Here is a 22,348-nt window from a genome sequence, read left to right on the forward strand (position 1 = left end):
ATGACTGAAAAAATAAAGCTCCTTATTTTGCTGGTGACCACGGATTGTAACCTGCGCTGCGCTTATTGCTATGCCCGGGGAGGCGAAGGCAAAGAACACATGACCTGGGAGGTGGCCCAGCAGGCGGTGGATTATGCCGCCGCCCGGAGCCGATCTTTTAAAATCCAGTTTTCCGGCGGCGAGCCCCTGTTAAACCTGCCCCTGGTGAGAGAGGTGGCGGCCTATGTCCGGTCACGCCGGCTTTCCGTTAAATTACAGCTGCAGACCAACGGAACGCTGATCACCCCCGCAGTGGCCCGGGAATTAAAGTCCCTGGGCGTGGCGCTAGGGGTGAGCCTGGACGGTCCGCCGGAGATTAATGACCGGTTACGCCCTTATAACAGGGGCAGAGGTTCAACCCCGGACGTGGTCAGGGGGCTGCAGAACCTGGCCGTGGAAGGGATTAAGGTGGGCCTGACGGCAGTCCTGACGGATAAAAGTACGCCCGGCCTGACCCGATTGGTGGAGCTGGCCGCCTATCTGGGCAATGTTCACGGCTTGTCTTTGGATTTGCTGCGCCCTGTGGGCAGGGGAGGAGAGGGGCAGGCGGTCCCGCCGGACGTGGATCTGCTCGACCGGTCCGTGCGGGCGGCCTTCCACCGGGCGCAGGAAATAGCCCGGCTGGGCGGGCCGTTAATCCGGTTTCGGGAAGTGGAGAGGTTAAAATACCTGCTGTGCCGGGGTGTGGCCAGGCAGCATTACTGTTATGCCACCACGGGGCAGTCACTGGCCGTTTCGCCCGACGGTTCAGTTTATCCCTGTGCTTCCCTTTGCGGCCTGACAGAATTTTACCTGGGCCGGATCACGGACGGAAGGTTTTCCCTGGCCGAAGCGCTGGCCGGAACGCCGCTCCTGGGACGTACCGTGGAAAGAGTGGCCGGCTGCCGGGATTGCCCGGATAGATTCTTATGCGGCGGCGGTTGTCCCGCCCGTGCTTATGCCCTCACCGGCCGGGTGGACTGTGCCTGTGAGGCAGATTGCCTGTTAAGGAAAGTCTATCTGGATTTTGTTAAAAAGGAGAATACTTGTGCTCATATATGAATTGAGAAGCGGTGAAAAAGTCTACCGTGAACTGATTTGCCTTGAGGCGTACCCACCTGCAGGTATTCGGTGCCCTTGTTCACGTGCTGGCATCTAACTTGTTGGATGTAATTTGTAAGTCGATGGACTGCGCGGCTTTATCGATCCGTGTTTTAAAGAAAGGAGAGGCTTTCTGATGACCGATTGGGGAAAAGTAATTGCCTTTCATGGGCACCCCTGTTGTTTGCTGGCTATTGGGTACCGGGCAACAAAGGTGGCTTTGGGGAAACTGGGTGTTGGCGGTCCCGGGCACGGCCTGGTGGCCGTGGTGGAAAACCGCACCTGTGCCGCCGACGCGGTGCAGGTGGTCTCGGGTTGCACATTTGGTAAGAGAAACTTTGTCTACAGGGATAACGGCAAATACGTCTTTACCTTTGCCTGCATGGGAGAGGGGAAAGCTTTGCGGGTAAGCTTAAAGGCAGGAGTGCTAAGCAGGGAAGGTGATGATTTTGTAACCCTCATGGAAAAGGTGGCAAACGGCGTAGCTACAGAAGAGGAGCGGGAGGAGTTTTACCGCCGCCAGGAGCCCCTGATGAAGTACATCCTGGAAGGCCCGGTTGAGGAAATTTTTGAAATGCAATTTGTAGATTCAGAAATACGTCTTCCCGAGCTCTGCCTGGAGATGATAACCTGCAGCCGCTGCGGCGAAGAAATGATGAAAGATTATGCCTTTTTTCAGGAGGGGCGTCCAGTCTGTAAGGATTGCTCAGTATAGATTACCGGAGGGATGAGGAGAACCGGGAGTGATGGTTGCGGGGACCAATTTTACACCATCACATTGGACACAACTTACCGCGGGCAATCCATTCACCTGAGCAACATTTTTATAGAGACCGCCCCTGAAAATCCACTCCCTTGTGGGGTGGGATGAAAGGGGCATCGTCCGGTAGGGCGATTAGTACTTTTCAAACATACATTCCTATGGTATAATGTACCTGTGCTCTTTGACAATCGGAAGGGGGTTGCAGCGGGTCAATGGGCCGCTGCGTAAAACTGATTCCCGAAAGAGACTGGTGCTTTGAAGTAAGCACGTATCTACATAGCCGCATGGTGAAGTAGTAGATGCCTATGGACCGGGCCTTCCCGGCAAATGCCGGGATGTAGCTCACGAGGAAAGCGTAAGACTTGCGTTTTAGCAGGCAGCATTCCGATGACATGAGAAACCTTCGGGACGAAGCCCCCGGGCTTGTCCCGAGGGAGGTTCACTGACACTTTCTAACGGCTAGTTAAAACTGGAGTTGAGAACGAAAGAAAAATTTGCCGCGTACAGAAGCCGGTTCCGTTTAACGACCCTTTTTAACCGGGACAGGTGCAGCACCGGTTAAGCTTTAATTTAAGAATAAATTTGAGCGGGCGAAAATAAACGGCCACGAAGGCCCACGACTTCCTTTTCACGAAGGAAAGGGTCACCGTGGCTTTTTCTTTTTGCATCAGGTGCAAATTTTCAAGTGAAGGGAGTGAGTTGTCCTGGATATCAGGAAAATTTTATCAAAGATCCAGCAGGATCAGATTACCATCATCCAGGAAGAGGTATCGGTTCAGTTCGATAACCACCAGCAGACGCCCCTGGGGTTTCAATGGCGCAACAAACACTACGAGGTGCTGGAGCCTATCTTGGTAACCAGGTCCACAGGAGGTCACCTGCACTACCTTTTGCTTACCGATGGAGGCGTCTTTAACTTGACTCTTGTACGCGAAAAAGAGGATTATCCTTTTTGTAAAAGCAGGTGGGTTTTGAGGTACCGGGTGAAGGACGATGTTCCTACTAAAAAAGTAAGTCATGGTTTTAGCAACGTGATTCCTTTGTATCCAGTAAACCGCAGCAACAACTCTTCTCCTTTGCCGCAGGGGACAAGCAAGTTGATGGCGGTTCCCGTGCCCCTTTTAAACATCGTTTATTACCACGGGCATCTTTGCCCGGAACTGGCCGTAGGCTACCGAGTCGGACTGGTTGCTCAAAAAGAACTGGGCCTTACGCGCGAAAAGGCAAAGGATTTCTTTGTTTTGGCAGAAAACATGACCTCTGCCATAGATGCCTTACAGTTCATGACGGGCTGTACCATAGGAAATCAGAACTTTTTTGCCTACGATCTGGGTAAACACGTTTATTACTTTGGTAGTTTCCCTGCTGGTTCTGAACCCCGGCAGGAGGCCCTGCGGGTGGCTTTAATTAACCCAATTGTTGACCTCAGCCGCCAGGGTGAAATTGAAAAGAGGATCGTTGCTGGCCAGGCCAGTGCAGCCGATTTAGAAGAATACCAGCAGGCCATTGACGATGCCGTGTGGGAGATATTGAGCATTCCCGATGAGAGCTTGTTCGTAAAGACCAGGGTCTCGCTGCGGCCGCCGCAAACGGCCTGCCGCCGCGACTACATTAAATGTTCCTGCTGTGGCGAGGTGGTGGCAGTGCAGAAAACCGTGGTGGGAGAAGATGAGCTTTTATGTCAGATCTGCGCGGCCAGAAAAATGGTTTGAAGTAAAAACAGTTTCTTTACAGAAATGCAGCAAGACCCTTTCTGTCCTCTCATTGAAAGTATACCATTTAAACCAAGGGAGGAGTTCTTCATGTTGAAGGTAGTGCAGGGTCACGAAATTTGGGTTCTGCCCGAGGGAAGTCATGGTCACGAAGGACATAAAACCCGGTGCCGGATTTTTTACGGGCACGCCATGCGTCCCGATGGCTTGGCGGACCCGGCGCGGCTGGCGGCCTGGGTGCTGATCCCCGGCGGAGCAAAGCTTTCCTTAAAGGTAGAAGCGGGAGATGACCGGTTTCACCTGGTGGCGTTTACGCCCGACCGGGATGGGTTCTGGCCCGTGACGGTGGAGAACGACGTAGGGCCGGTGGCGGTTACCGCGGACGGTTTTTACCGCCGGGGGACGCGTAAAGAGTACCCAGATGCCCGGGAAGTGGGCTACTACTACCAGTATGCCAAGACATACGTGCAGGTGGGGCATTTCTGTGCCGCCTGCGGCCCGGTGGTGCAGCCACCGGAAATCACCAACCTGGCCCACGACCTCGAACTGATTCTTACCCCCGGTGCTTACCGGGTGGGGGACGAAGTAATTCTGGAAGTTCTTTACCGCGGCCGGCCTTTACCGGGGACAGAAGTGAAGGCGACCTGGAGCCTGCGGGAAGAAGATGACTGGGGGCTAAGCGCAAAAACTGATGATGCAGGACGGGTGAAGTTTATCTTGAGCAATCCCGGGCACTGGCTTTTTTACAACCGGGTTGCCGACGAAACCCTGGGCCGGGAAGGCGAGTACGACAAAAAGGTGTACAGCGCTACGCTGAGCCTTTTTGGTGTGCGATAACCCGTTGGAAGGATTGCTGGAGCTGGTTTATTGGTAAATAACGGAGTAATTAATTGACATATGATAAGTGATATGTTATAACAAAACCAAAAAAGGAGTGATTCGGAAGGTGAATGTACTTATTGTAAGTTGTGGTTCCTACGTATCTCAGGGTTACGGCTGTCCCGGCGAGTGGAAATGTTTTAAAGCCGCCCGCGACCGGGAAGGAAACTTCAAGGATTATGATTCTGTGAGTGTGGTGGGTTTCCTGGCCTGTGAATGTCCCGGGAGATCATTGATCCCAAACATCGGTTGTGTTAAAAAGAATGTAGATTTTGATGTTATCCACCTTTCCACCTGCATGGTTAACGCCTGGCCGGCCTGTCCCTACAGGGATGTGGACGAGCTTGCCAAAAAGATTACGGAAAAGTTTGGGGTTAAAGTAGTCAAGGGAACTCATGATTACGCATAGCTGACGTTCCTGTTTTTCCATGCCCCCGCTTTTATATCCTAGCGGGGGTTTTTGGTTATCCTCTTTAGTTTCATTTTTCCAGATCGTTAATTATTTTTTGCAGGAATTGAATAACTGCCATGATACTTTTTTTTAAATGCCATCCAGACATCCTGGATATTAAGGTCCAGGTGGTCCATCTTTTTCCACCGCAGTTCTTTGGTATAGGCGTGACGGTAAAGGTGTCTGAACGCCTTGTAGTCAGTCAAAATCTCGTGCATTTCAGCCGAGATTATGGCCGGCCTTACACCGGGTGTTTTCCGCGAACTGATATAGAGCAATTCCGAATGCCAGTCCCCGGACCGGGGCATGTACCCGTCCACTGTTTTGATTATCCGCGCTAAAATGTCTTCTATTCCAGTGTAAAAGTGGTGCAGGTAGCCAGCCAGGGCCATTAGCTTTTCTTCGGGAATCTTGCCGGAAATACGGTTTATTTCCTGACCCAGGGAATGAATTTTGCCTACGATAATCTCTGGCAAGGATTTGCAGATGCAAGGATTGTGAATGATCTCCTCCTGACTCATTACAAACTGTCGCAATACTGCGGCGTGCGGTAATGGGAACAGGCTTTTCAGCCAGATCATAAAGAAGAGTTTTTGTTGACATTTTCTCTTAATTGCCTTACAATGGTTTAAACAATAGTTAAACAAACTACCGTTGTTTATAACCATAAAAAAACTGAGGAATACTGATTTTTGCTGAAACTTTAACCCCGTAACGAAGACGGGATCAGAACGGGCAAGCTGGACCTGGACTGGACAGGTAAAGATACAAGGCCACGGAGGCTCCCTGTTTCCTTCCCAGAAAGGGTAAGGAGGGTGCCCGTGGCTTTTGTTTTTGGGGGCTGGTACCCGGGATAAAAAGGGATTCCCTTCATCCGCAGGTTATTAAAGCCAATTATCGTGGCCGTTAATATGGGAGGTAGATGTTGATGGCTGATGCACACCGGGATTATTTTAACCAAAAGGCACCCATTTGGGACAATTTATTGACTGGTGAGACATTGGAGCGGTTGAAAAAAATCATCGATGAGCTTGCCATCAGACCCGGGAGCTTTATTCTGGACGTAGGTACCGGTACGGGGGTTCTTTTACCTTTTCTTGTTGAAGCGGCCGGTCCAGAAGGCAAAGTGGTGGCGCTGGACATTGCTGAAGAGATGCTGGCCAGAGCCAGGGCGAAAAATCCGGGGAATGTGGAATTTGTACTGGCGGACATAAGCTGTACGCCATTTCAGGAAGATACTTTCGATGAGATCATCTGCAACTCCTGTTTTCCTCATGTTACCGATAAACCCCGTGCGCTGGCCGAAATGGCCCGCATTTTAAAGCCTGGCGGGAGGCTGGTCATCTGCCATTCCATGAGCAGGGAGGCGGTAAACGATTTACACCGGTCATTAGGGGGGGTGGTCGCCAGCGATCTGATTCCCGACGATGATAAAATGCAGGAATTGTGCAGGCAGTGCGGGTTAGTGGGGGTTGAAATTATCAATACAAGGGAGAAATATGTTTTGAAAGCACGTAAACCCGTTTTAAAAAGTTAACCGGGAATAAAATGGGGGGGTAACCGGACAGCGGCGCGAAACCAGCGGCACCGAAATGTAGCTTAAGAAAAGGTAACTTACTGAAACGGTATAAGATGCAAGTCAAAGGTGTAAGTGCCATGCCGCATTTGCAGCACCGCTAGTCCGGTCCAAAGCGAGTATGGCAGCGGCATCGGTTTATTTCAGTTAGTGCAGACTTTTTCTGATGCCGCTGCAGCGAGAATTTTTAGCTTTTGCGGTAAAAACCATTTTGTCAGCGCGAAGCACTGGAGTGAGCATGGACAACGCGGCACCCAGGCTGGTTCACTGAACATTTACAATGGAGGAGGGTCAATCGCGTTGAAAAGGGTTTATTCGCGCATTACGGCAATTATTCTGGTAATTCTTTTGTTAGCTATCTCTGGATGTGCGGCGAAAGAAAGTCCGAAGCTAAAAGTTGCTACGGGTACGTCATTGATTGCTGATATTGTCAAAAATGTCGGCGGTGATAAAGTAGAAACCGTGAATATTGTCCCCCCTGCTGCCTGCCCGGGGCATTTTGATCTGAAGCCGGGCGATGTGCAAAAGCTGGCCGAGGTCAGGCTATTTTTGCGCCACGACTGGCAGGGGAAAATGTTTACCAAAGAACTGATAGAATCGGTGCATAATAAGGACCTGCAGGTGGTTGAAGTTGCCGTGGCCGGTAACTGGATGGCACCCCCGGTGCAAAAGGAGGCGGTTACAAAAATTGCCGGAATATTGATGGAAAAAGATCCATCTAACAGGGCTTATTATGAGCAAAATGCCGACCGCCTGGTTTCACAGATTGAGTCAAAGGGCAAAGAAACCCTGTCCAGGCTTCAGGCTGCCGGCGCAGGCGGCGTGAAGGTACTCTGTTCCGATATGCAGCAGGGGTTTTTAAAATGGGCCGGTTTTGACGTGGTGGCTACTTATGGCCGGCCTGAGGAGCTTAACCCGCAAAAAATGCAGGAGCTTATCAACAAAGGAAAACAGGCTGGTGTAAAGCTGGTGGTGGATAACCTGCAGAGCGGTCCGGACGCAGGTAAAGGTATAGCGAAAGAATTGGGGGCGGCGCAGGTGACCATCTCCAATTTCCCGGGAGGGTTACCGCAAACGGATACCTGGAGCGCCGCCCTGGACAAAAATGTGGAGTTGCTTTTGGATGCGCTTAAGGAGGAAAAGTAAAATTAATCTCGCCGGACGGTGGAACAGTATTCCGGAAAATGGGCTGTTCAACGGGGCTGCTCTAATAAGGATAGAAGATGCCGTCGTTTCCTACCGTGAAGATGTAGCTTTACGGGGCGTTTCGCTGTCTGTTAGAAAGGGCGAGCTGGTCGGCATCATCGGGCCGAACGGGGCCGGTAAAACTACCCTCCTCACCCTGGTGAACGGGTTGGGTAAACTCCTCCAGGGGCGGGTGGAAGTGCTGGGCTACTCGCTTCAAAAGGGCTGCCCGGCCTTTTTGCGCCGGCGGATTGGCTACGTGCCGCAAATTCAGAACATTGATCCCCGGATGCCGGTGAGTGTGCGGGAAGTGGTCATGATGGGGCGCTACGGCCGCCTGGGCCTGCTGCGCCGGCCCGGGCCGGCCGACAGGCGGGTGGTGGACAGCATGTTGCATCTGGTGGGCATGAGCCACCTTGCCTCTCGCCCCATCGGCCATCTTTCAGGAGGTGAGCAGCAGCGGGTGGCCATTGCCCGTGCCCTGGCCCAGGAACCGGAGATCCTTCTTTTGGACGAGCCGACCGCGGCCCTGGACCGCCGGGCGCGGGTGGAGATAATGACCCTGGTCAGTGAAATCCATCGCTCCCGCCACCTGACCACCCTGATGGTGACCCACGAGCTGAAAACGGCGGCAGCAGTTTGCGATCGGCTGATTTTAATGAAGGAGGGTCGCATCTGGGCCCAGGGCACGCCGGCGGAAGTACTGCGGGAAGAGGTTCTGGACCTCCTGTTCGGTGGCGAAAATATGATGGAAAATGCGGTCGCTCTTCAGTGACGCATTGGATTCCAAAATAATCATTGCCAAAAAAGAGGCCAAGACGTTAGCTACCACCAAGGGGCGATAAATGTGGATCTTTCTATTCTGAGTTATCAGTTCATGCAAAATGCCATTCTGGCCGGTCTGCTTGGGGGTGTGGCCTGTTCTCTTATCGGGGTTTTCGTTGTCACGATGAACCTTTCTTTTATCGGGGTGGCCATCTCCCACGCCGCTTTTGCCGGGGCGCTCTGCGGGGCCTGGCTGGGTTTTAATCCCCTGGCCGGGGCTTTTCTATTCAGTCTGGTGGCAGCAGCGGTAATCGGGCCGCTGGCCGACCGGGGAGAGTTTAACCCCGATACGCCCATTGGTATTATTTTTTCCGTTACGATGGGGATGGCTTTTCTGTTTATGGGCCTTTTGCCCGGCCCGAAAACCCAGGCCCTGGAGCTTTTGTGGGGAAGCATCCTTACGGTGAACGACCGCGACCTGCTTTTGCTGGCTATTGTAGCAGCGGTCGTAGTGAGCCTGGTGGTGCTCTTTTTTAAAGAAATTCAGGCTGTGATTTTTCACCGGGAAGTTGCCCTGGCCGTAGGCATTCCGGCCAGCCTAATTTTTTACGGCCTGCTCTTTTTAACCGGTTCGGTAATCACTGCTTCTTTACGCAGCATCGGCGGCCTGCTTATTTTTAACCTGATCTTAAACCCTGCGGCTGCAGCCTACCAGCTGACTTATAACCTGCGGCTAATGTTTGTTTTATCTTCCTTCTTTGGTGTTCTTTCCACCTGGGTGGGGCTTTTTCTTTCCTGTTTATTTGACCTGCCCAGTGGAGCCACCATTGTCATTGTCTCCGCGGTTATCTTTGTCATCGCGGCTTCCTTTTCTCCCAAGCGCAAAGTTAAAAAGTGGGAGGATGAAGTATCAGCGGGTCCGGGAAAAGTTCTTTTTTAATCGACCCTGAAAAGAGCACCGGACACCAATCAGGTGCTGCCCGGCGATTCGGTTTTGATGTTAGCCCCGCTTCCCCCTGTTTTCCTCCTGCCTTTCCAGATCCCATCCCGATCTATTGTGCCCTGAAAAAGGGCAAATGAAAAGCAAAAGCGAAGGACGGAGGGCCAGTAATTTCAGATAAAGAAAAGGTGGAACAGATTGCCCGGGGGGCGGAGCAATCCAGCCTGTCATTATTGTACAATTTTTCAGTTAAGGCAGGATATTCTACCCACCGGGGTAGAATAAACTTACACGTGGATATTACGGCGAAGGAGTGAGCAGTTATGTGTGTGGAAAAAAGTGATTGGGAAAAATGCGTGGAGTTTCACGGGCATTCCTGCCCCGGCCTGGCCGTGGGCTACCGGGCGGCAAAAATCGGCCTGCAAGAGCTGGCCGGGCACCGCGCGGAGGATGAAGAACTGGTGGCCATTGTGGAGAACGATGCCTGCGGTGTGGATGCAGTGATGGTACTTACCGGCTGCACCCTGGGTAAGGGCAATTTGCTGTACCGGGATCACGGCAAGCATGTGTTTACTTTTATCTGCCGGGAAAGCGGCAAAGCGGTACGCGTTTCGGTCAAGGGGGGCGCGTGGCGGCAAAACGATGAATTCCGGGCCTTAAGGGACAAAGTATTCGGCGGCACCGCCGATGAGAGGGAGCGGCAGCTCTTCCGGGAGCTTCAAGAGCAGCGCATTCGGTATATTCTCGAAGCCCCGCCGGAAGAGTTCTGTGAGGTACAACATGTGAAGGTAGAACTGCCGCCGAAGGCGCGCATTTTTAATTCGGTAACCTGTGCTTTCTGTGGTGAACCGGTTTCCGAGGTCCGGGCCAGAGTGCGGGATGGAAAATTTGCCTGCATACCCTGTGCCGGCGAATATACCAGGGGATGGTAACAGAGGGGAAGCTGGAATTGAACAGAAAGGAAAAAGAAGAGCAAAAATGCGACCGTACCGGCGACCGGCAGCACATCCAGGAACACCTGGCCAACGAGCGCACCTTCCTGTCCTGGATCCGTACGGCCGTGGCCATTCTGGCCTTTGGTTTTGTCATTGAAAAATTTTCGTTCTATTTGCGGCTGCTGGAGTGGCAGGCGGGCATGGTTTCCTCGCCGTCCAGGGGATCGGCCGCCTATCTGGGGATAGGCTCCAGTGTCATGGCCGGGCTGGTGGTTATCCTGGCCGCCGTCCGTTACCGGCAGACCCGCTGCCAGATTAACCAGGGTACGTACCGGCACTCGCTCACCGCCGATATGTTGCTGGCCGCCATGCTGCTGCTGGTTACAGTACTGGTGATCATTTACCTCCTGCGGACACCGGTCCCTCTTTAAGCGAACTGATCGGGATTCCGTACCCAGGCGGTCGCAGGATAAGGTAGTGCTGCCGGCTGAACTGGAGGCGGCCACCAGGGAACTGGCCGGCAAGATTGCCCGGTACGGCCTATCGGCCATTGGTGCCGGTAAAAGGGCTTTTTACCAGCAGATTAACATGGAGGACTTCCAGGCCCTGAACTACGCCACCGAGGTTATTTCCCTGAATACCACCACGTCCGATGCACAGGAAGGAATCAGGGCTTTTTTGGAAAAACGCGAGCCCAGCTGGTTGGATAATTAGTTGATTTTCATAGGTGACGAAATAGATAAAATTATTGACAGCCGACACCCCTTAACCATAAGATAAAGTTAAGTTAAATAAGCAGCCGGTTGGCCCTCCGGGAAAGGTAACACGGTAGGATGGCAGGAAGGGCGGCAATATGCTCCCGCCGGGAGCATTTTTGTTATTGCCGGTTATTTTTTGCTACCGCGTCAACCGGTTAAAGAAAAGGAGGCGGAAATAATGAAAAGATGGCTTTTGCCGGTGCTTGTACTGGGGTTGGCTTTTTTAATGGCAGCGTGTGGCTCAGGAGGAAGTAAGCAGGGCGTCAAAACTGAAGCAAAAGCGGTGAAGCTCGGCATTATCCAGATCGTGGAGCACCCGGCTCTGGATGCGGCCCGGAAAGGTTTTCTGGAAACACTGGCGGCCAACGGCTACGTGGAAGGGAAGAATCTACAGGTAGACTTCCAAAACGCCCAGGGCGATCAATCTACCCTTCAGGCCATTGCCCGCAAGTTTGTCCAGGATAGGAAAGACCTCATTCTGGCCATCGCTACTCCTTCCGCCATGGCCATGGCCAATGAAACCAAGGACATTCCGATTTTAATCACCGCCGTGACAGATCCCGTGGAAGCAAAACTGGTTAAGAGCATGGAAAAACCGGGTACCAATGTTACCGGTACCACTGATATGAATCCGATTAAGGAACAGTTGCAGTTGCTCAAGGAACTGGTACCAGACGCCAAAAAGGTGGGGGTCATCTATAACTCCAGCGAGGTAAATTCCCAGGTTCAGGTGAAAATCGTTAAGCAGGAGGCACCGGAGCTGGGTCTTACTGTGGTAGAAGCCCCGGTTACCGCCAGCAGCGAGGTGGTCCAGGCCGCCCAGTCCCTGGTGGGGCGGGTGGATGCCATTTACGTACCCACGGATAATACGGTAGTCTCGTCCGTGGCGGGGGTAATCCAGGTGGCCGAGAAGCATAAGCTTCCGGTAATTGCCGGGGAGAGCAATACGGTGGAGGCTGGTGCCCTGGGTACTATCGGTATAGATTATTACAAGCTGGGCCAGCAGACCGGCGAGATGGCCTTGAGGGTTCTAAAGGGAGAAAAACCCCAGGATATGCCTATTGAGAAACAAAAGGACTTGAGTATCGTTTTAAATGCCAAAGCGGCGGCGGCTTTTGGCGTGACCATTCCGGAAGAATTGAAAAAGAAAGCAAGCAAAATTATTGAGTAGGTGAAGCATCATGTCGTTGAGCATCTGGTTGGGATCCCTGGAGCAGGGCTTGTTGTGGGGAGCCATGGTCCTGGGGGTGTATATGACCTTCAGGGTGCTTGATTACCCCGATTTGACGGTTGACGGCGCATTTACCCTGGGGGCGGCTGTAACGGCGCAGTATATCTTGCTCGGCAATAACCCCTGGCAGGCCGTCCTGGGGGCCATGATCTGCGGCGCGCTGGCCGGTCTGATTACTGGTCTATTGCACACCGGCTTAAGGGTGGCTCCTTTGCTTTCGGGTATTCTAACCATGATTGCCCTTTATTCCATCAATTTGCGAATTATGGGACAGGCTAACCTGTCCCTTCTTCGTGAACAGACAATTTTTACTCAGGTCAGGGAGATGACCTTGCTGGGGCCATGGGGACCGGTTCTGCTGGGCTTGATGGTAGTGATTGTGGTTGTTGGCCTTCTCTACCTTTTTTTGCAAACAGAGCTGGGCATGTCTGTACGGGCCACCGGAGATAACGAGCAAATGATCCGTAGCCTGGGGGTAAATACAAATACCATGAAACTGGTGGGGCTGGCCATCGGGAATGCCCTGGTGGCGCTTTCGGGCAGCCTGGTGGCTCAGTACCAGGGTTTTGCCGATATCGGGATGGGCATCGGGATGATTATTGCCGGCCTGGCCTCGGTCATTATTGGTGAAGCACTGGTTGGCAACCACACCCTTTTCCGGTCTTTACTGGCGGTCATCGTCGGTTCCATTATCTACCGGACCGTGATTAGCCTGGTTTTGCAACTGGGTATGCCGGCGACGGATCTGAAATTACTCACTTCGTTAATTGTGGTGGTTGCCCTGGCCTTCCCCCTGGTAAGGCAGCGTTTGGGATTCCGGTCATTACGTTTGAGGGGTGAACAGGTTGCTGAAACTGGACAATGTGCACAAGATCTTTCATCCCGGCGGGGTTAATGAAAAGGTGGCCTTAAGGGGTGTTACTCTGCATGTCCGGCCGGGAGATGTGGTAACCATCATCGGCAGCAACGGTGCCGGCAAATCTACTCTCTTAAACGTTGTGGCCGGGGTATACGAGGTTGATGCGGGGAAGGTGATCCTGGACAACCAGGATATTACGCGCTGGCCCGAACATATCCGGGCGGCCCATATCGGCCGCGTTTTCCAGGATCCCTTGCGGGGTACTGCCGCTTCCATGACCATTGAAGAAAACCTGGCCCTGGCCTTGCGCCGGGGCCGCCCCCGCCGTTTGCGCCGGGGGATTACCCAGGCGGAGCGGCAGCTCTTCAAGGAACGCCTGGCCCTTTTGGGGTTGGGCCTGGAGGACCGCCTGACCACCAGGGTGGGTCTGTTGTCCGGCGGCCAGCGCCAGGCCCTGACCGTGCTGATGGCTACCATTGCCACCCCCAAGATACTTTTGCTGGACGAGCACACCGCTGCCCTGGACCCGCGTACCGCCGCCACGGTCATGGAGCTAACGGAACGAATTATCGCCCGGCACCGGCTTACTACCCTCATGGTTACCCACAATCTGGCGCAGGCACTGCACACCGGCAACCGCACGGTGATGATGCACGAGGGGAGGATCATTCTGGATCTATATGGACCGGAAAGAGAAAAAACCACTGTGGCGGATCTCCTGAAGATGTTTGAACAGGCCAGCGGTAATGCTTTTACTTATGACCGGGTGCTTTTAAGCGGGAGTTGAAAACGAAACCAGCCCTGCCATCTCAGGGCTGGTTGCAGTTATGCGCTGTTGTTGGATTGCCGGGTTGCTTGCCTTCCCGTTCCAGGCCAGGTTACAGCCAGGCGTCGGCCATCATACCCAAGAAGAGAAGGAAAAGGTATGGGCTGGAAAACTTGAAGAGGAGCCAGGCGTTTTGAGGGGTAGGACGGAGGTATACGTAAGTGCTTAACCCGATGGCGGATAAGCCCGTGAGAATTGCTGTCATGAGATACACTGTTCCCCAGGACCCGGCAAAGTAGATCAAAATGGAAAATAAAACCATCAGGATAACGGTGCTTAAAAGACAGTGCAGGGCTTTTTTTGCTTCGCAGACCACGGGAAGCATGGGTACTTTTACCCTGGCGTAGTCGTCCCTGTAAAAGATGGCCAGGCTCCATATGTGGTTGGGAATCCACAATACTACCAGGGCGGCTATGAGAAGAGGCAGCAAATCCACCTTACCCGTTACGGCAGTCCATCCGAAGAGTGCCGGCAGGCCGCCGGAAAAACCGCCCAGGATGATATTCCAGGAACTCCTGCGCTTCAGCCAGAGGCTGTAGATGCCCACATAACCGATCATGCCGCCCCAGAGGCAGGCAAAAGCAATGGGGTTGACCGTCCAGCCGAGGATGAGGGAGGAAACGAAGAGGAACAGCCCCCAGTACAGGGCCCGCACCGGAGGATTGATCCTTCCGTCGGGAATGGGCCGTTTGCGGGTCCGGATCATACTTGCGTCCAGATCCCGGTCGATATAACAACTGACGGCGTTGGCGCCGGCACAGGCCAGAGTTACAGCCGCTATGGCAGCCACAAACTGAAAAGTCGATATAGGCCCGTTTATGGCACCTGCCACCACCATGGTAGCCAGTGCCGTAAAAACCAGCAGGACCACGGAACGGGGCTTGGTTACTTCCAGGTATGCCAGTACAGTAGTCCGAAAATCCGCCCGGGTTTTGCTGATACTGGTGGTTTCTATGTTCACTTTTAAGTTCCTCCAATCAAAGCCGAGTCTTTTTAATAGTTCGTTATACTGTGCCTAAATCCTTCTTGAATTGTTTTTACGGTTTACCAAAAGTTAAGGAGGAAAGGTACAAGTGGTGTGCGGGGGAACCGGAGCACCCAAAGTGGTGGTCAGTATTTCCCGCCGGACTGAGCCTTATTTTTATGCCGAAAGGATTGCCGCCCTTCTTCTGGCCCGTTACCCGCCGGAGCGGGTACATACCGTAGTGGTTTGGACCAAGTTTCCGGAAACGGTGCTGCTCAAATTGCGTACGGTGCTCAGTATGTACTCTCAAGTGTATGTACACCTCACGGTGACGGGATTGGGCGGCACATTGGTAGAACCCCGTGTTGCCAGACCGGAGGCGGTGCTGGCGCAAATTCCGCCCCTCGTTGAGTTTTTGGGTGATCCCCGGCGCCTGAGGGTAAGGACCGATCCTCTGGTAATGTTGAGGCGAAATGGGGAGGTTTTTTCAAACCTGGAAACGGCGGTACAAGTGATCCGGGCGGCCACGGCCATGGGCGTGACCGCTTTTTCCGCCTCCTTTGTGGAGCTTTACCCCAAGGTGCGGCGGCGCCTTTTGCGCCGCGGGTGGGAGGCTGTGCCCCTTACGCCTGAAGAACGGGAGCGGGTTTGGGAAAAACTTTCTGCCGCAGCGGCGGCCACAGGGGCCGTCCTTTATGGCTGCTGCGTTCCGGGGATGCCGGTTTCCCGGTGTATTGACGGCGAACTTTTAAGCGCCCTGCACCCGGCGGGGGAAAGGTGCCGCGTAGATAAAGCTAAAGGTCAAAGGGCTTTGTGCGGTTGCACCCATGCCATAGATATCGGCTGGTATAACATGACATGTCCCTCCGGTTGCCTTTACTGTTACGCCAACAGTTCTGTTTGACGTTGATAGAATCCGTTATAATGTCGTTAGGGCGAAATCAGATCACAGGGGACAGTGCGCCGATTCCGGGCAAACGCGCTGCACGCCACGTCGGCGGCATCCGGGGAAGCGGGGGGTGGCCCCTTTCTTGCGACGGTTTATTGAGACATGCTCCTGAAACGACTAATTTAGACATTGGAGGAGGGGAAGGACATTGAAGGTGGTCTTTCATGAACGTTATAAGGAAGTTTATGCTTCCGACCCGGCGGCGGCAGCGGGGAGATTGGACCCGATGGTGGAAGAGCTGGCCCAATCATTTCCCTTTGTTGAACCCCGGCCGGCAACAGATGATGATGTGTTGCTGGTACACACCCCGGGACACCTGGAAAGAGTCAAAAAGCGGCCTCATACCTACGAAGTTGCCCTTTTGGCCGTTGGCGGAGCCATCTTAGCATCGGATCTGGCCATGCGGGGAGAAAAGGCTTTCGGTTTGCTTAGACCGCCTGGGCACCACGCCAGCCCCGATTCCAGCTGGGGTTTTTGCTGGTTTAACAATATTGCCGTAGCCGTGGAAAGGTTGAGACGCCGGGGGCTGATCACCAGGGCGTTAATTATCGACATTGACTTGCATTATGGTGATGGTACGGCCAATATTTTTGCTGGCGTACCGGAAGTAACCTACCATCACGTGGAAGGGATCAGCCGGGAAAGATTTTTGCGCGATTTGGAGCTCACCTGCCGGGGGGAATTTGATCTGGTGGCCATATCAGCCGGCTTTGACCGGCACGAAGCGGATTGGGGCCGTTTGTTGAAAACAGAAGATTATGAAGCCGCCGGAAAAATAATCGGCACTTTTGCCCGGCAAAAATGCCGGGGGAGGGTGTTTGCCGTCCTTGAAGGCGGTTACAACAGTGACGTGCTGGGAAAAAATGCTCTTGCCCTGTTGAAAGGGTTGGAGCAGGGATAGGTAACCCTTACGGCGGATCAAGAGCTCGCCAGCATCCGGGGGTTCTGCGGTTAGTTCCGTGAAAGGAACTCTACCGTAAAAAATTAACGGTCGGGACAACCCGACCAGTTTACTTTTCCTTCCGGGGAAATTAATGGGTATAGTTGACCTCTTTTACCAGGTTGGCCTCTTTCAAACGACGGTAAATGAACTGGCGGGCCTCATCGCTATCCGGCTCGTCCAGCGGTTTTAAGCGCATCAAATCCGGTGCCAGGCGGGCCAGGAAGATCCCCGGAGCGTTTTTTTCCACCACCAGGTATACATCGCGCTTTGGTTTAACCGGAACGGCATAGTCTCCCTTGATGGTGGTAAGTACGGGGATTAAATCCCAATTCTCCACGAAAAATTCCACTGCTTCTTCAATGGTCATGTTCACATTTTAACCCTCCTGTTGATTTTCCAGGTTGCATTGAAGCAGTTGGGCCGGGTCCGCTTTTTCATAGAAGTGGCGGGAAAATTCCTCGAAACTCAATCCCAGGGCATTGGCCCATTTCTGGGCCACGCACAGGCGGGGGTATTGCTGCCCCCTTTCAATGGCCAGCAACTCCCGGACGGTAATTCCCACCCGGGTGGCCATGGTCGGCGCCGTGAGCCCCTGGCTTTTTCTTACCTCTTCCAGGCTCATGACCGGCCACCCTCTTTCAGGGGCAGGGTGAAGCTGGCACCGGCGGGTGCAAAGTGAAAGGTTGGACCGAAAATAGCGGCAAGACGGGCTGCGACAGGCAGGCCGGTGCAGTGATTGGCCGCCAGGAACTTTAAGTCCAGGTTTTTCAGATAAGCAATGGTGGCCTCCTGTTGCTCTTTGGATGCCGGGCCCAGGTGGGTCCCGCCAATAATGCCGTAGATGCGGTCGATGCCGGTTACCTGACGGGCGTGTTCCACGATATTTACCACCCCTGCATGGGCACATCCCAGGATTATTACTACCCCTTCATCCGTAACACAGTACAGGCTCATGTCGTCCCGGAAGGGGTCTGCTACCTTGTTGTCGTTTTCCAGGGAAAAGAGGCGGCTGTCTCCCTTTTCGAAAGTGGTCTTGCGCGGGACCTCACCGCTGACCCACAGTCCGGGTGCGATTTGCTGCGGTTCCTGCTCAAAGATGAAATCTGCGCCCAGGCTTTCCAGTTCCTCCTGTCGAAATGGCACCCCGATGTACTGTTCCCGGGGCTGGGAAACGTAGTGTAAGGCAAAAAAGTCGGGATGAACGTAGACGGGCAAGCGGCCCCGCAGGCGCAGGAAATCCCGCATGCCTCCGCTGTGGTCGTAATGGCCGTGGCTCATTACCAGGGCGTCGACCTCCTGCAGGTTGATCCCCAGGGCGGCGGCGTTTGCCAGGATGTTTCCCCGTTCACCGGTATCGAAAAGAACCTTTGTCCCGGCTGTTTCCACCAGCAGGGCCAAACCCCATTCTCCCGACAAACCCAGGGGCAGGCCCACGGTATTTTCGCTTAAAACAGTTATTTTAACCATCACCCTATACACCCCTGCAATCAGGATTTACAAATGACTTTTCTAGGCTAACTGTAACACTCATTGCTTCTGCAGTCAACTGTTGGAGAACGGTACCGGCGACCGCCCGTATGGGTACAATCCTCATGATCTGGAAGTTGCTCTTGCACAGGGTTCACCTCTTGATCAACGGTGTTTTCAGAAATATCCCATTCCTTTTAAATTTGAGCATAAATCCGCAATATTGTTCGAAAAAGGAAGGTAATGGCCATAATTAACGTTTGCTCGTAAGTACGCGCCTTTGATAAAGTTATAATGATCTACCATAAGATTTTGCGGGGGGAGGAAGCCGCGTGGAAGCAATAGCGGCCAGCAAGCTGGACCCAACCTTCATGAGCGAGGTTGTCTCCAAGTTCAGGACGGACAAGGACCCGGCGGATTTATACAACTGCCTCACCTGCGGCATGTGCAGTGCCGGCTGCCCCTATAACGGAGTGCACGATCATGCCGACCCGCGCAAGTTTATCCGCCAGGTAGTCCTGGGGATGCGGGAAAAAGTACTTGCGGACACTTTTATCTGGGCCTGTACCATGTGTGGGCGCTGTACTTTCCACTGCCCGATGAATGTGGATATCGCCGGTCTGGTGAGAACCATCCGCAGTCCCAAAAACTTCGGCCTCAGGGCACCGGGATTTTTGCAGGACGTGGTGGATGCGCAGATCCGCACCGGCAACCAGATGGAGGTAACTACGGAAGAATACCTGGAAACACTGGAGTGGATGGAGGAAGAGCTGCAGCAGGAAGTTGGAGACCCCAATGCCAGAATACCCGTGGACCAGGAAGGGGCAGAGTTCCTCTTCATGTGGGACCCCCGGGAAATCAAGTACTACCCCCAGGATGTGCAGAGCATTGCCAAAATTATGTGGGCCGCCGGGGCCAGTTGGACGGTCAGCAGCCGCTGGTGGGACGCCACCCATTACGCCCTGTTCAATGGTGACGACGAGGACTCGGCTATTATGGTACGGCGTACTATGGAAGAGTTTGAACGACTGAAAGTGAAGGAAGTTATTATTACCGAATGTGGACATGCTTTCCGGGCGCAGCGGTGGGGTCGCATTGTCTGGCTTAATGGTGCCACATATCCCGTACGCAGCTTTGTGCAGTTGCAGGCCGAGTGGATCCGGGAGGGCCGTATTAAAGTTGATCGCACCAGAAACACCGAACGGGTTACTTTCCACGATCCCTGCAATCTGGTGCGCAAAGAGGGGGTTGTGGAAGAGCCCCGCTACTGCCTGCAGCAGGTCTGCATGGACTTTGTCGAAATGTGGCCCAACCGCCAGTACAACTATTGCTGCGGCGGCGGGGGCGGCCTGCTGGCCATGGGGAAGGAAATTTACCCTTACCGGATGGCCAAGGGCAAGCTTAAAGCCGAGCAAATCAAAGCTACCGGCGCCAAAATCGTAGTTACACCCTGCCACAACTGTTACGACCAGTTAAACGACATCATCAAGTACTACAAACTGGACTGCAAGGTTAATCATATTCATCATCTGGTGAGCAATGCCCTTATTTTACCCAGCAAAGCCGAAAGGGAGCAATTGAAGTAACACCACGTTTCAAGGTGAAAGGCGGGTGATAGCCAGTTATCCAGGACTTTTTATGGATTCCGTAAGAACTGGACCGGGGGAAAGGTTCCCCTGGTTACTCCGGCAAGGGAGACCTGCCCTTACTCCTGCCGGAAGCCTCCCTTCAAAGGGCACTTTACCATCCCACTAAAGTTTAGTTTGGCCCCGGCATGCACGTTTTTGCCGGGCTTTTTTTTGCACTCCAGGGAGTAATCCGGGGAGCGGCAGGGGACACAGCATTGACCGCAAAAACAACTCCTGCGGTTTGGAGCTATTGCTTTTTTGTGTTCGGGATGCTAATATGGACATATGTAAAGTTAAATTAAGGCTGGATTATGTATGAGTGTAACAGGTGATCAAAATATTACCTCTGTTATTTTAAACAGCATTAGCGATGGTGTTTTCACAATTAATTCCGATTGGCGCATTACTTTTTTCAACCGGGCTGCGGAGGAAATTACCGGCGTACCCCGGGAAGAAGCCGTCGGGCGTTTTTGCTGGGAAGTTTTTCGGGCCAGTATTTGCGAGAGGGAATGCGCGTTAAAACACACCCTGGAAACCGGTTGCCCGGTAGTAAACAGGGCTGTTTATATTGTCAATGCTTACGGTAAAAAGGTTCCCATAAGCATCAGTACCGGTATACTCAGGGATGAGTACCAGCAGGTGATTGGCGGTGTGGAAACCTTCCGGGATCTCTCCCTGGTGGAGGAATTACGCAGAGAACTGCGTGGGCGGCATACTTTTGCCGATATCATCAGCAGGAACCACCGGATGCAACAAATTTTCTCCCTTCTTCCGGACATAGCGGAAAGTGATAGCACGGTGTTAATTGAAGGGCCGACCGGTTCGGGAAAGGAACTTTTGGCACGAGCCATACACAATTTAAGCCCTCGCAGGGACAAACCCCTGGTGGCCGTAAATTGCGCCGCCCTTCCTGATACCTTGCTGGAATCTGAGCTTTTCGGTTATGAGGCAGGGGCCTTTACTGATGCCAGAAAAAGTAAACCAGGCCGTTTTGCCCGTGCCCAGGGGGGCACCCTTTTTCTTGATGAAATTGGCGATATTTCTCCGGCTCTGCAGGTTAAACTTTTACGGGTTTTACAGGAAAAAGAGTTTGAGCCCCTGGGTGCCGTGCGCCCGTTGAAGGCCGATGTACGGATCCTGGCGGCCACCAATAAAGATCTGGCGGCGCTGGTAGAAAAGGGGTTATTTCGTCAGGATTTGTACTACCGGATCAATGTGATTAAAATTACGCTCCCCCCTTTATCCGAGCGCAAGGAAGATATTCCGTTGCTGGTAGAGCATTTTATCGATAGGTTAAACATCCTGCGGGGTAAAGCCATCGACGGGATTTCTGAAGAGGCCCTGGCCCTGCTATGGCAGCACGACTTTCCAGGTAACGTCAGGGAACTGGAAAACATTATCGAACATGCCTTTATCCTGTGCAAAGGCGGGCTTATAAAGCCGGAGCACCTGCCCGCTTATCTGCAAGCTGCTGGTGACCGTTCTTGTTCCGGGAAAGGCAAAACCTTGGCCGAAATGGAAGCCCGGATGATTTATGAGGCGCTTGTTCGGAACCAGGGAAAACGCAGTCTGGCGGCCAGGGAACTGGGTATTGATAAGACCACGCTGTGGCGGAAAATTAAGCGATACGGCATAAAAATTCCAACCAGTGACTATTTGAACAGGGCAGAATAACGTTGCATTTTGCAGTAGTTCGGTGGTTAGCCCGGGTGCATTTTGCACCTTTTTTTGTTTTCCCCAGTATTATCACCCGGAAGGAGCGTTCGGCGAAAGCCAGGGGCAGCTATTTTATCCCGGTTTTTTAGAGGCATTGTTTTGTTGGCATAAGTTTTGCGAGCAAAAAATTATGCAGCCAGGCGGCAAAGGGTAAACAGTTTTAGTAAAAGTTCAGTAAAACCGCCGTTAACTGCAAAGGAACGGCGTTGTCCAGAGCGAAAGATTTTGCGGAGCGCCGGTAACAGCACCCGGTGAAGCGAGGCTGCCGGCTCGGCTCTCGAGGACGCATGATGAACTGTTCGGAAGAAGACTCCGAAAACATATTAAGTCAGGATGTAATAACGAAGGATGATTAGTGGCGGGCAATCCGCAGAGAGCCAGAGCCGGCCCGAAGCGAACCGCGGTGCTGTCGGCGCGGAGCATATGAGTGAGCGGGACAACGCCGTTCCTTAAGCGGGTTGACTGAACACTCACCTGTTTTAAAACAGGCTCTAATCTAACGGGGTGTAAGGTTTAATGAGAGTTGCTCTCGCCAGGTGGGGTAATCGCGTATCCCCCCTCTTCGATGTGACTCAAGAAGCGCTGATTGTAGATCGTAAAATAGAATTGACCCCCGATCGTCAAATAAAACTGACCCACCCTATGATAAAATCTCCCTCGAGAGGGGGAGGCAAAAGAGGTG

The 22,348-nt window shown here is 53.1% G+C and carries 24 protein-coding genes; 19 read left to right on the forward strand and 5 right to left on the reverse strand.

Annotated features, from left to right (window positions below; genetic code table 11):
- From J2Z49_RS09880 to J2Z49_RS09900, 5 genes are all read left to right on the forward strand, one after another.
- Positions 1-1,080 (forward strand): radical SAM/SPASM domain-containing protein, encoded by a 1,080-nt coding sequence (locus J2Z49_RS09880; protein WP_307402645.1) that lies wholly within the window; start codon positions 1-3, stop codon positions 1,078-1,080.
- A 175-nt stretch (positions 1,081-1,255) separates the two neighbouring features.
- Positions 1,256-1,834, forward strand: coding sequence for an FmdE family protein (locus J2Z49_RS09885; RefSeq protein ID WP_307402646.1), 579 nt, complete (start codon positions 1,256-1,258; stop codon positions 1,832-1,834).
- A 965-nt stretch (positions 1,835-2,799) separates the two neighbouring features.
- On the forward strand, positions 2,800-3,594 hold the full coding sequence (locus tag J2Z49_RS09890) for an FmdE family protein (RefSeq protein ID WP_307402648.1): 795 nt from the start codon (positions 2,800-2,802) through the stop codon (positions 3,592-3,594).
- Between the two features lie 90 nt (positions 3,595-3,684).
- A complete protein-coding gene (locus J2Z49_RS09895) occupies positions 3,685-4,431 on the forward strand; it encodes a DUF4198 domain-containing protein (protein ID WP_307402650.1) in 747 nt (248 codons plus the stop codon).
- A 109-nt stretch (positions 4,432-4,540) separates the two neighbouring features.
- On the forward strand, positions 4,541-4,882 hold the full coding sequence (locus tag J2Z49_RS09900; protein ID WP_307402652.1) for a CGGC domain-containing protein: 342 nt from the start codon (positions 4,541-4,543) through the stop codon (positions 4,880-4,882).
- Positions 4,883-4,968: 86 nt separating this feature from the next.
- On the opposite strand, the gene J2Z49_RS09905 is transcribed toward J2Z49_RS09900, so the two are convergent.
- A complete protein-coding gene (locus tag J2Z49_RS09905) occupies positions 4,969-5,400 on the reverse strand; it encodes a ribonuclease toxin HepT-like protein (RefSeq protein WP_307402653.1) in 432 nt (143 codons plus the stop codon).
- 452 nt (positions 5,401-5,852) lie between these two features.
- Between J2Z49_RS09905 and J2Z49_RS09910 the strand changes: the two genes are divergently transcribed.
- The 10 genes from J2Z49_RS09910 (at position 5,853) to J2Z49_RS09955 (ending at position 13,960) form a co-directional block, all read left to right on the forward strand.
- Positions 5,853-6,461: a class I SAM-dependent methyltransferase gene (locus J2Z49_RS09910; protein ID WP_307402655.1), complete on the forward strand. Its 609-nt coding sequence runs from the start codon at positions 5,853-5,855 to the stop codon at positions 6,459-6,461.
- Positions 6,462-6,800: 339 nt separating this feature from the next.
- Positions 6,801-7,646 (forward strand): metal ABC transporter substrate-binding protein, encoded by an 846-nt coding sequence (locus tag J2Z49_RS09915; protein WP_307402657.1) that lies wholly within the window; start codon positions 6,801-6,803, stop codon positions 7,644-7,646.
- Positions 7,624-8,460 (forward strand): metal ABC transporter ATP-binding protein, encoded by an 837-nt coding sequence (locus J2Z49_RS09920; RefSeq protein ID WP_307402659.1) that lies wholly within the window; start codon positions 7,624-7,626, stop codon positions 8,458-8,460. Before J2Z49_RS09915 ends, J2Z49_RS09920 begins: the two co-directional genes overlap by 23 nt.
- A 72-nt stretch (positions 8,461-8,532) precedes the next feature.
- Complete coding sequence (locus J2Z49_RS09925; protein ID WP_307402662.1) at positions 8,533-9,390, forward strand: metal ABC transporter permease; 858 nt, start codon at positions 8,533-8,535, stop codon at positions 9,388-9,390.
- Positions 9,391-9,713: 323 nt separating this feature from the next.
- On the forward strand, positions 9,714-10,322 hold the full coding sequence (locus J2Z49_RS09930; protein ID WP_307402664.1) for an FmdE family protein: 609 nt from the start codon (positions 9,714-9,716) through the stop codon (positions 10,320-10,322).
- Positions 10,323-10,339: 17 nt separating this feature from the next.
- The gene (locus tag J2Z49_RS09935; protein ID WP_307402666.1) at positions 10,340-10,756 is read left to right on the forward strand and encodes a YidH family protein; all 417 of its coding nucleotides are present in this window, start codon (positions 10,340-10,342) and stop codon (positions 10,754-10,756) included.
- 46 nt (positions 10,757-10,802) lie between these two features.
- Positions 10,803-11,039 carry an enoyl-CoA hydratase-related protein gene (locus tag J2Z49_RS09940; protein ID WP_307402668.1) on the forward strand — a complete coding sequence of 79 codons (237 nt, stop codon included), beginning with the start codon at positions 10,803-10,805 and terminating at the stop codon, positions 11,037-11,039.
- Between the two features lie 222 nt (positions 11,040-11,261).
- The gene (locus J2Z49_RS09945; RefSeq protein ID WP_307402669.1) at positions 11,262-12,254 is read left to right on the forward strand and encodes an ABC transporter substrate-binding protein; all 993 of its coding nucleotides are present in this window, start codon (positions 11,262-11,264) and stop codon (positions 12,252-12,254) included.
- A gap of 10 nt (positions 12,255-12,264) precedes the next feature.
- A complete protein-coding gene (locus J2Z49_RS09950; protein WP_307402671.1) occupies positions 12,265-13,209 on the forward strand; it encodes an ABC transporter permease in 945 nt (314 codons plus the stop codon).
- Positions 13,160-13,960, forward strand: coding sequence for an ABC transporter ATP-binding protein (locus tag J2Z49_RS09955; RefSeq protein WP_307402673.1), 801 nt, complete (start codon positions 13,160-13,162; stop codon positions 13,958-13,960). The genes J2Z49_RS09950 and J2Z49_RS09955 overlap by 50 nt, the downstream gene beginning before the upstream one ends.
- 91 nt (positions 13,961-14,051) lie before the next feature.
- Here the strand turns inward: J2Z49_RS09955 and J2Z49_RS09960 are convergent, their stop codons facing one another.
- Entirely contained in the window at positions 14,052-14,960 is a 909-nt protein-coding gene (locus J2Z49_RS09960) for a heme o synthase (protein WP_307402675.1), read from the reverse strand.
- A 112-nt stretch (positions 14,961-15,072) separates the two neighbouring features.
- On the opposite strand from J2Z49_RS09960, the gene J2Z49_RS09965 reads away from it, so the two are divergent.
- Entirely contained in the window at positions 15,073-15,867 is a 795-nt protein-coding gene (locus J2Z49_RS09965; protein WP_307402677.1) for a DUF1848 family protein, read from the forward strand.
- Between the two features lie 199 nt (positions 15,868-16,066).
- Entirely contained in the window at positions 16,067-16,813 is a 747-nt protein-coding gene (locus J2Z49_RS09970; protein ID WP_307402696.1) for a histone deacetylase family protein, read from the forward strand.
- 130 nt (positions 16,814-16,943) lie between these two features.
- Here the strand turns inward: J2Z49_RS09970 and J2Z49_RS09975 are convergent, their stop codons facing one another.
- Genes J2Z49_RS09975 through J2Z49_RS09985 form a run of 3 tightly spaced genes read right to left on the reverse strand, consistent with a single transcriptional unit; the run spans position 16,944 to position 18,322 of the window.
- Positions 16,944-17,228: a hypothetical protein gene (locus tag J2Z49_RS09975; protein ID WP_307402679.1), complete on the reverse strand. Its 285-nt coding sequence runs from the start codon at positions 17,226-17,228 to the stop codon at positions 16,944-16,946.
- A gap of 3 nt (positions 17,229-17,231) precedes the next feature.
- Positions 17,232-17,477 (reverse strand): helix-turn-helix domain-containing protein, encoded by a 246-nt coding sequence (locus J2Z49_RS09980; protein WP_307402681.1) that lies wholly within the window; start codon positions 17,475-17,477, stop codon positions 17,232-17,234.
- Complete coding sequence (locus J2Z49_RS09985; RefSeq protein WP_307402697.1) at positions 17,474-18,322, reverse strand: MBL fold metallo-hydrolase; 849 nt, start codon at positions 18,320-18,322, stop codon at positions 17,474-17,476. The genes J2Z49_RS09980 and J2Z49_RS09985 overlap by 4 nt, the downstream gene beginning before the upstream one ends.
- A gap of 332 nt (positions 18,323-18,654) precedes the next feature.
- On the opposite strand from J2Z49_RS09985, the gene J2Z49_RS09990 reads away from it, so the two are divergent.
- A complete protein-coding gene (locus J2Z49_RS09990) occupies positions 18,655-19,908 on the forward strand; it encodes a (Fe-S)-binding protein (RefSeq protein ID WP_307402683.1) in 1,254 nt (417 codons plus the stop codon).
- A 357-nt stretch (positions 19,909-20,265) separates the two neighbouring features.
- Positions 20,266-21,624 (forward strand): sigma-54 interaction domain-containing protein, encoded by a 1,359-nt coding sequence (locus tag J2Z49_RS09995; protein WP_307402684.1) that lies wholly within the window; start codon positions 20,266-20,268, stop codon positions 21,622-21,624.
- The last annotated feature ends 724 nt before the right edge of the window (positions 21,625-22,348 follow it).

Origin of the sequence: Desulfofundulus luciae, from assembly GCF_030813795.1 — a bacterium.
Taxonomy (GTDB): domain Bacteria; phylum Bacillota; class Desulfotomaculia; order Desulfotomaculales; family Desulfovirgulaceae; genus Desulfofundulus; species Desulfofundulus luciae.

What these genes read in the sequence shown, in the direction of transcription:
- J2Z49_RS09995 (WP_307402684.1), top strand. Translation starts at nt 20,266, where the DNA reads ATGAGTGTAACAGGTGATCAAAATATTACCTCTGTTATTTTAAACAGC.
- J2Z49_RS09885 (WP_307402646.1), top strand. Translation starts at nt 1,256, where the DNA reads ATGACCGATTGGGGAAAAGTAATTGCCTTTCATGGGCACCCCTGTTGT.
- J2Z49_RS09895 (WP_307402650.1), top strand. Translation starts at nt 3,685, where the DNA reads ATGTTGAAGGTAGTGCAGGGTCACGAAATTTGGGTTCTGCCCGAGGGA.
- J2Z49_RS09985 (WP_307402697.1), bottom strand. Translation starts at nt 18,322, where the DNA reads ATGGTTAAAATAACTGTTTTAAGCGAAAATACCGTGGGCCTGCCCCTG.
- J2Z49_RS09910 (WP_307402655.1), top strand. Translation starts at nt 5,853, where the DNA reads ATGGCTGATGCACACCGGGATTATTTTAACCAAAAGGCACCCATTTGG.
- J2Z49_RS09920 (WP_307402659.1), top strand. Translation starts at nt 7,624, where the DNA reads ATGCGCTTAAGGAGGAAAAGTAAAATTAATCTCGCCGGACGGTGGAAC.
- J2Z49_RS09930 (WP_307402664.1), top strand. Translation starts at nt 9,714, where the DNA reads ATGTGTGTGGAAAAAAGTGATTGGGAAAAATGCGTGGAGTTTCACGGG.
- J2Z49_RS09980 (WP_307402681.1), bottom strand. Translation starts at nt 17,477, where the DNA reads ATGAGCCTGGAAGAGGTAAGAAAAAGCCAGGGGCTCACGGCGCCGACC.
- J2Z49_RS09945 (WP_307402669.1), top strand. Translation starts at nt 11,262, where the DNA reads ATGAAAAGATGGCTTTTGCCGGTGCTTGTACTGGGGTTGGCTTTTTTA.
- J2Z49_RS09950 (WP_307402671.1), top strand. Translation starts at nt 12,265, where the DNA reads ATGTCGTTGAGCATCTGGTTGGGATCCCTGGAGCAGGGCTTGTTGTGG.
- J2Z49_RS09880 (WP_307402645.1), top strand. Translation starts at nt 1, where the DNA reads ATGACTGAAAAAATAAAGCTCCTTATTTTGCTGGTGACCACGGATTGT.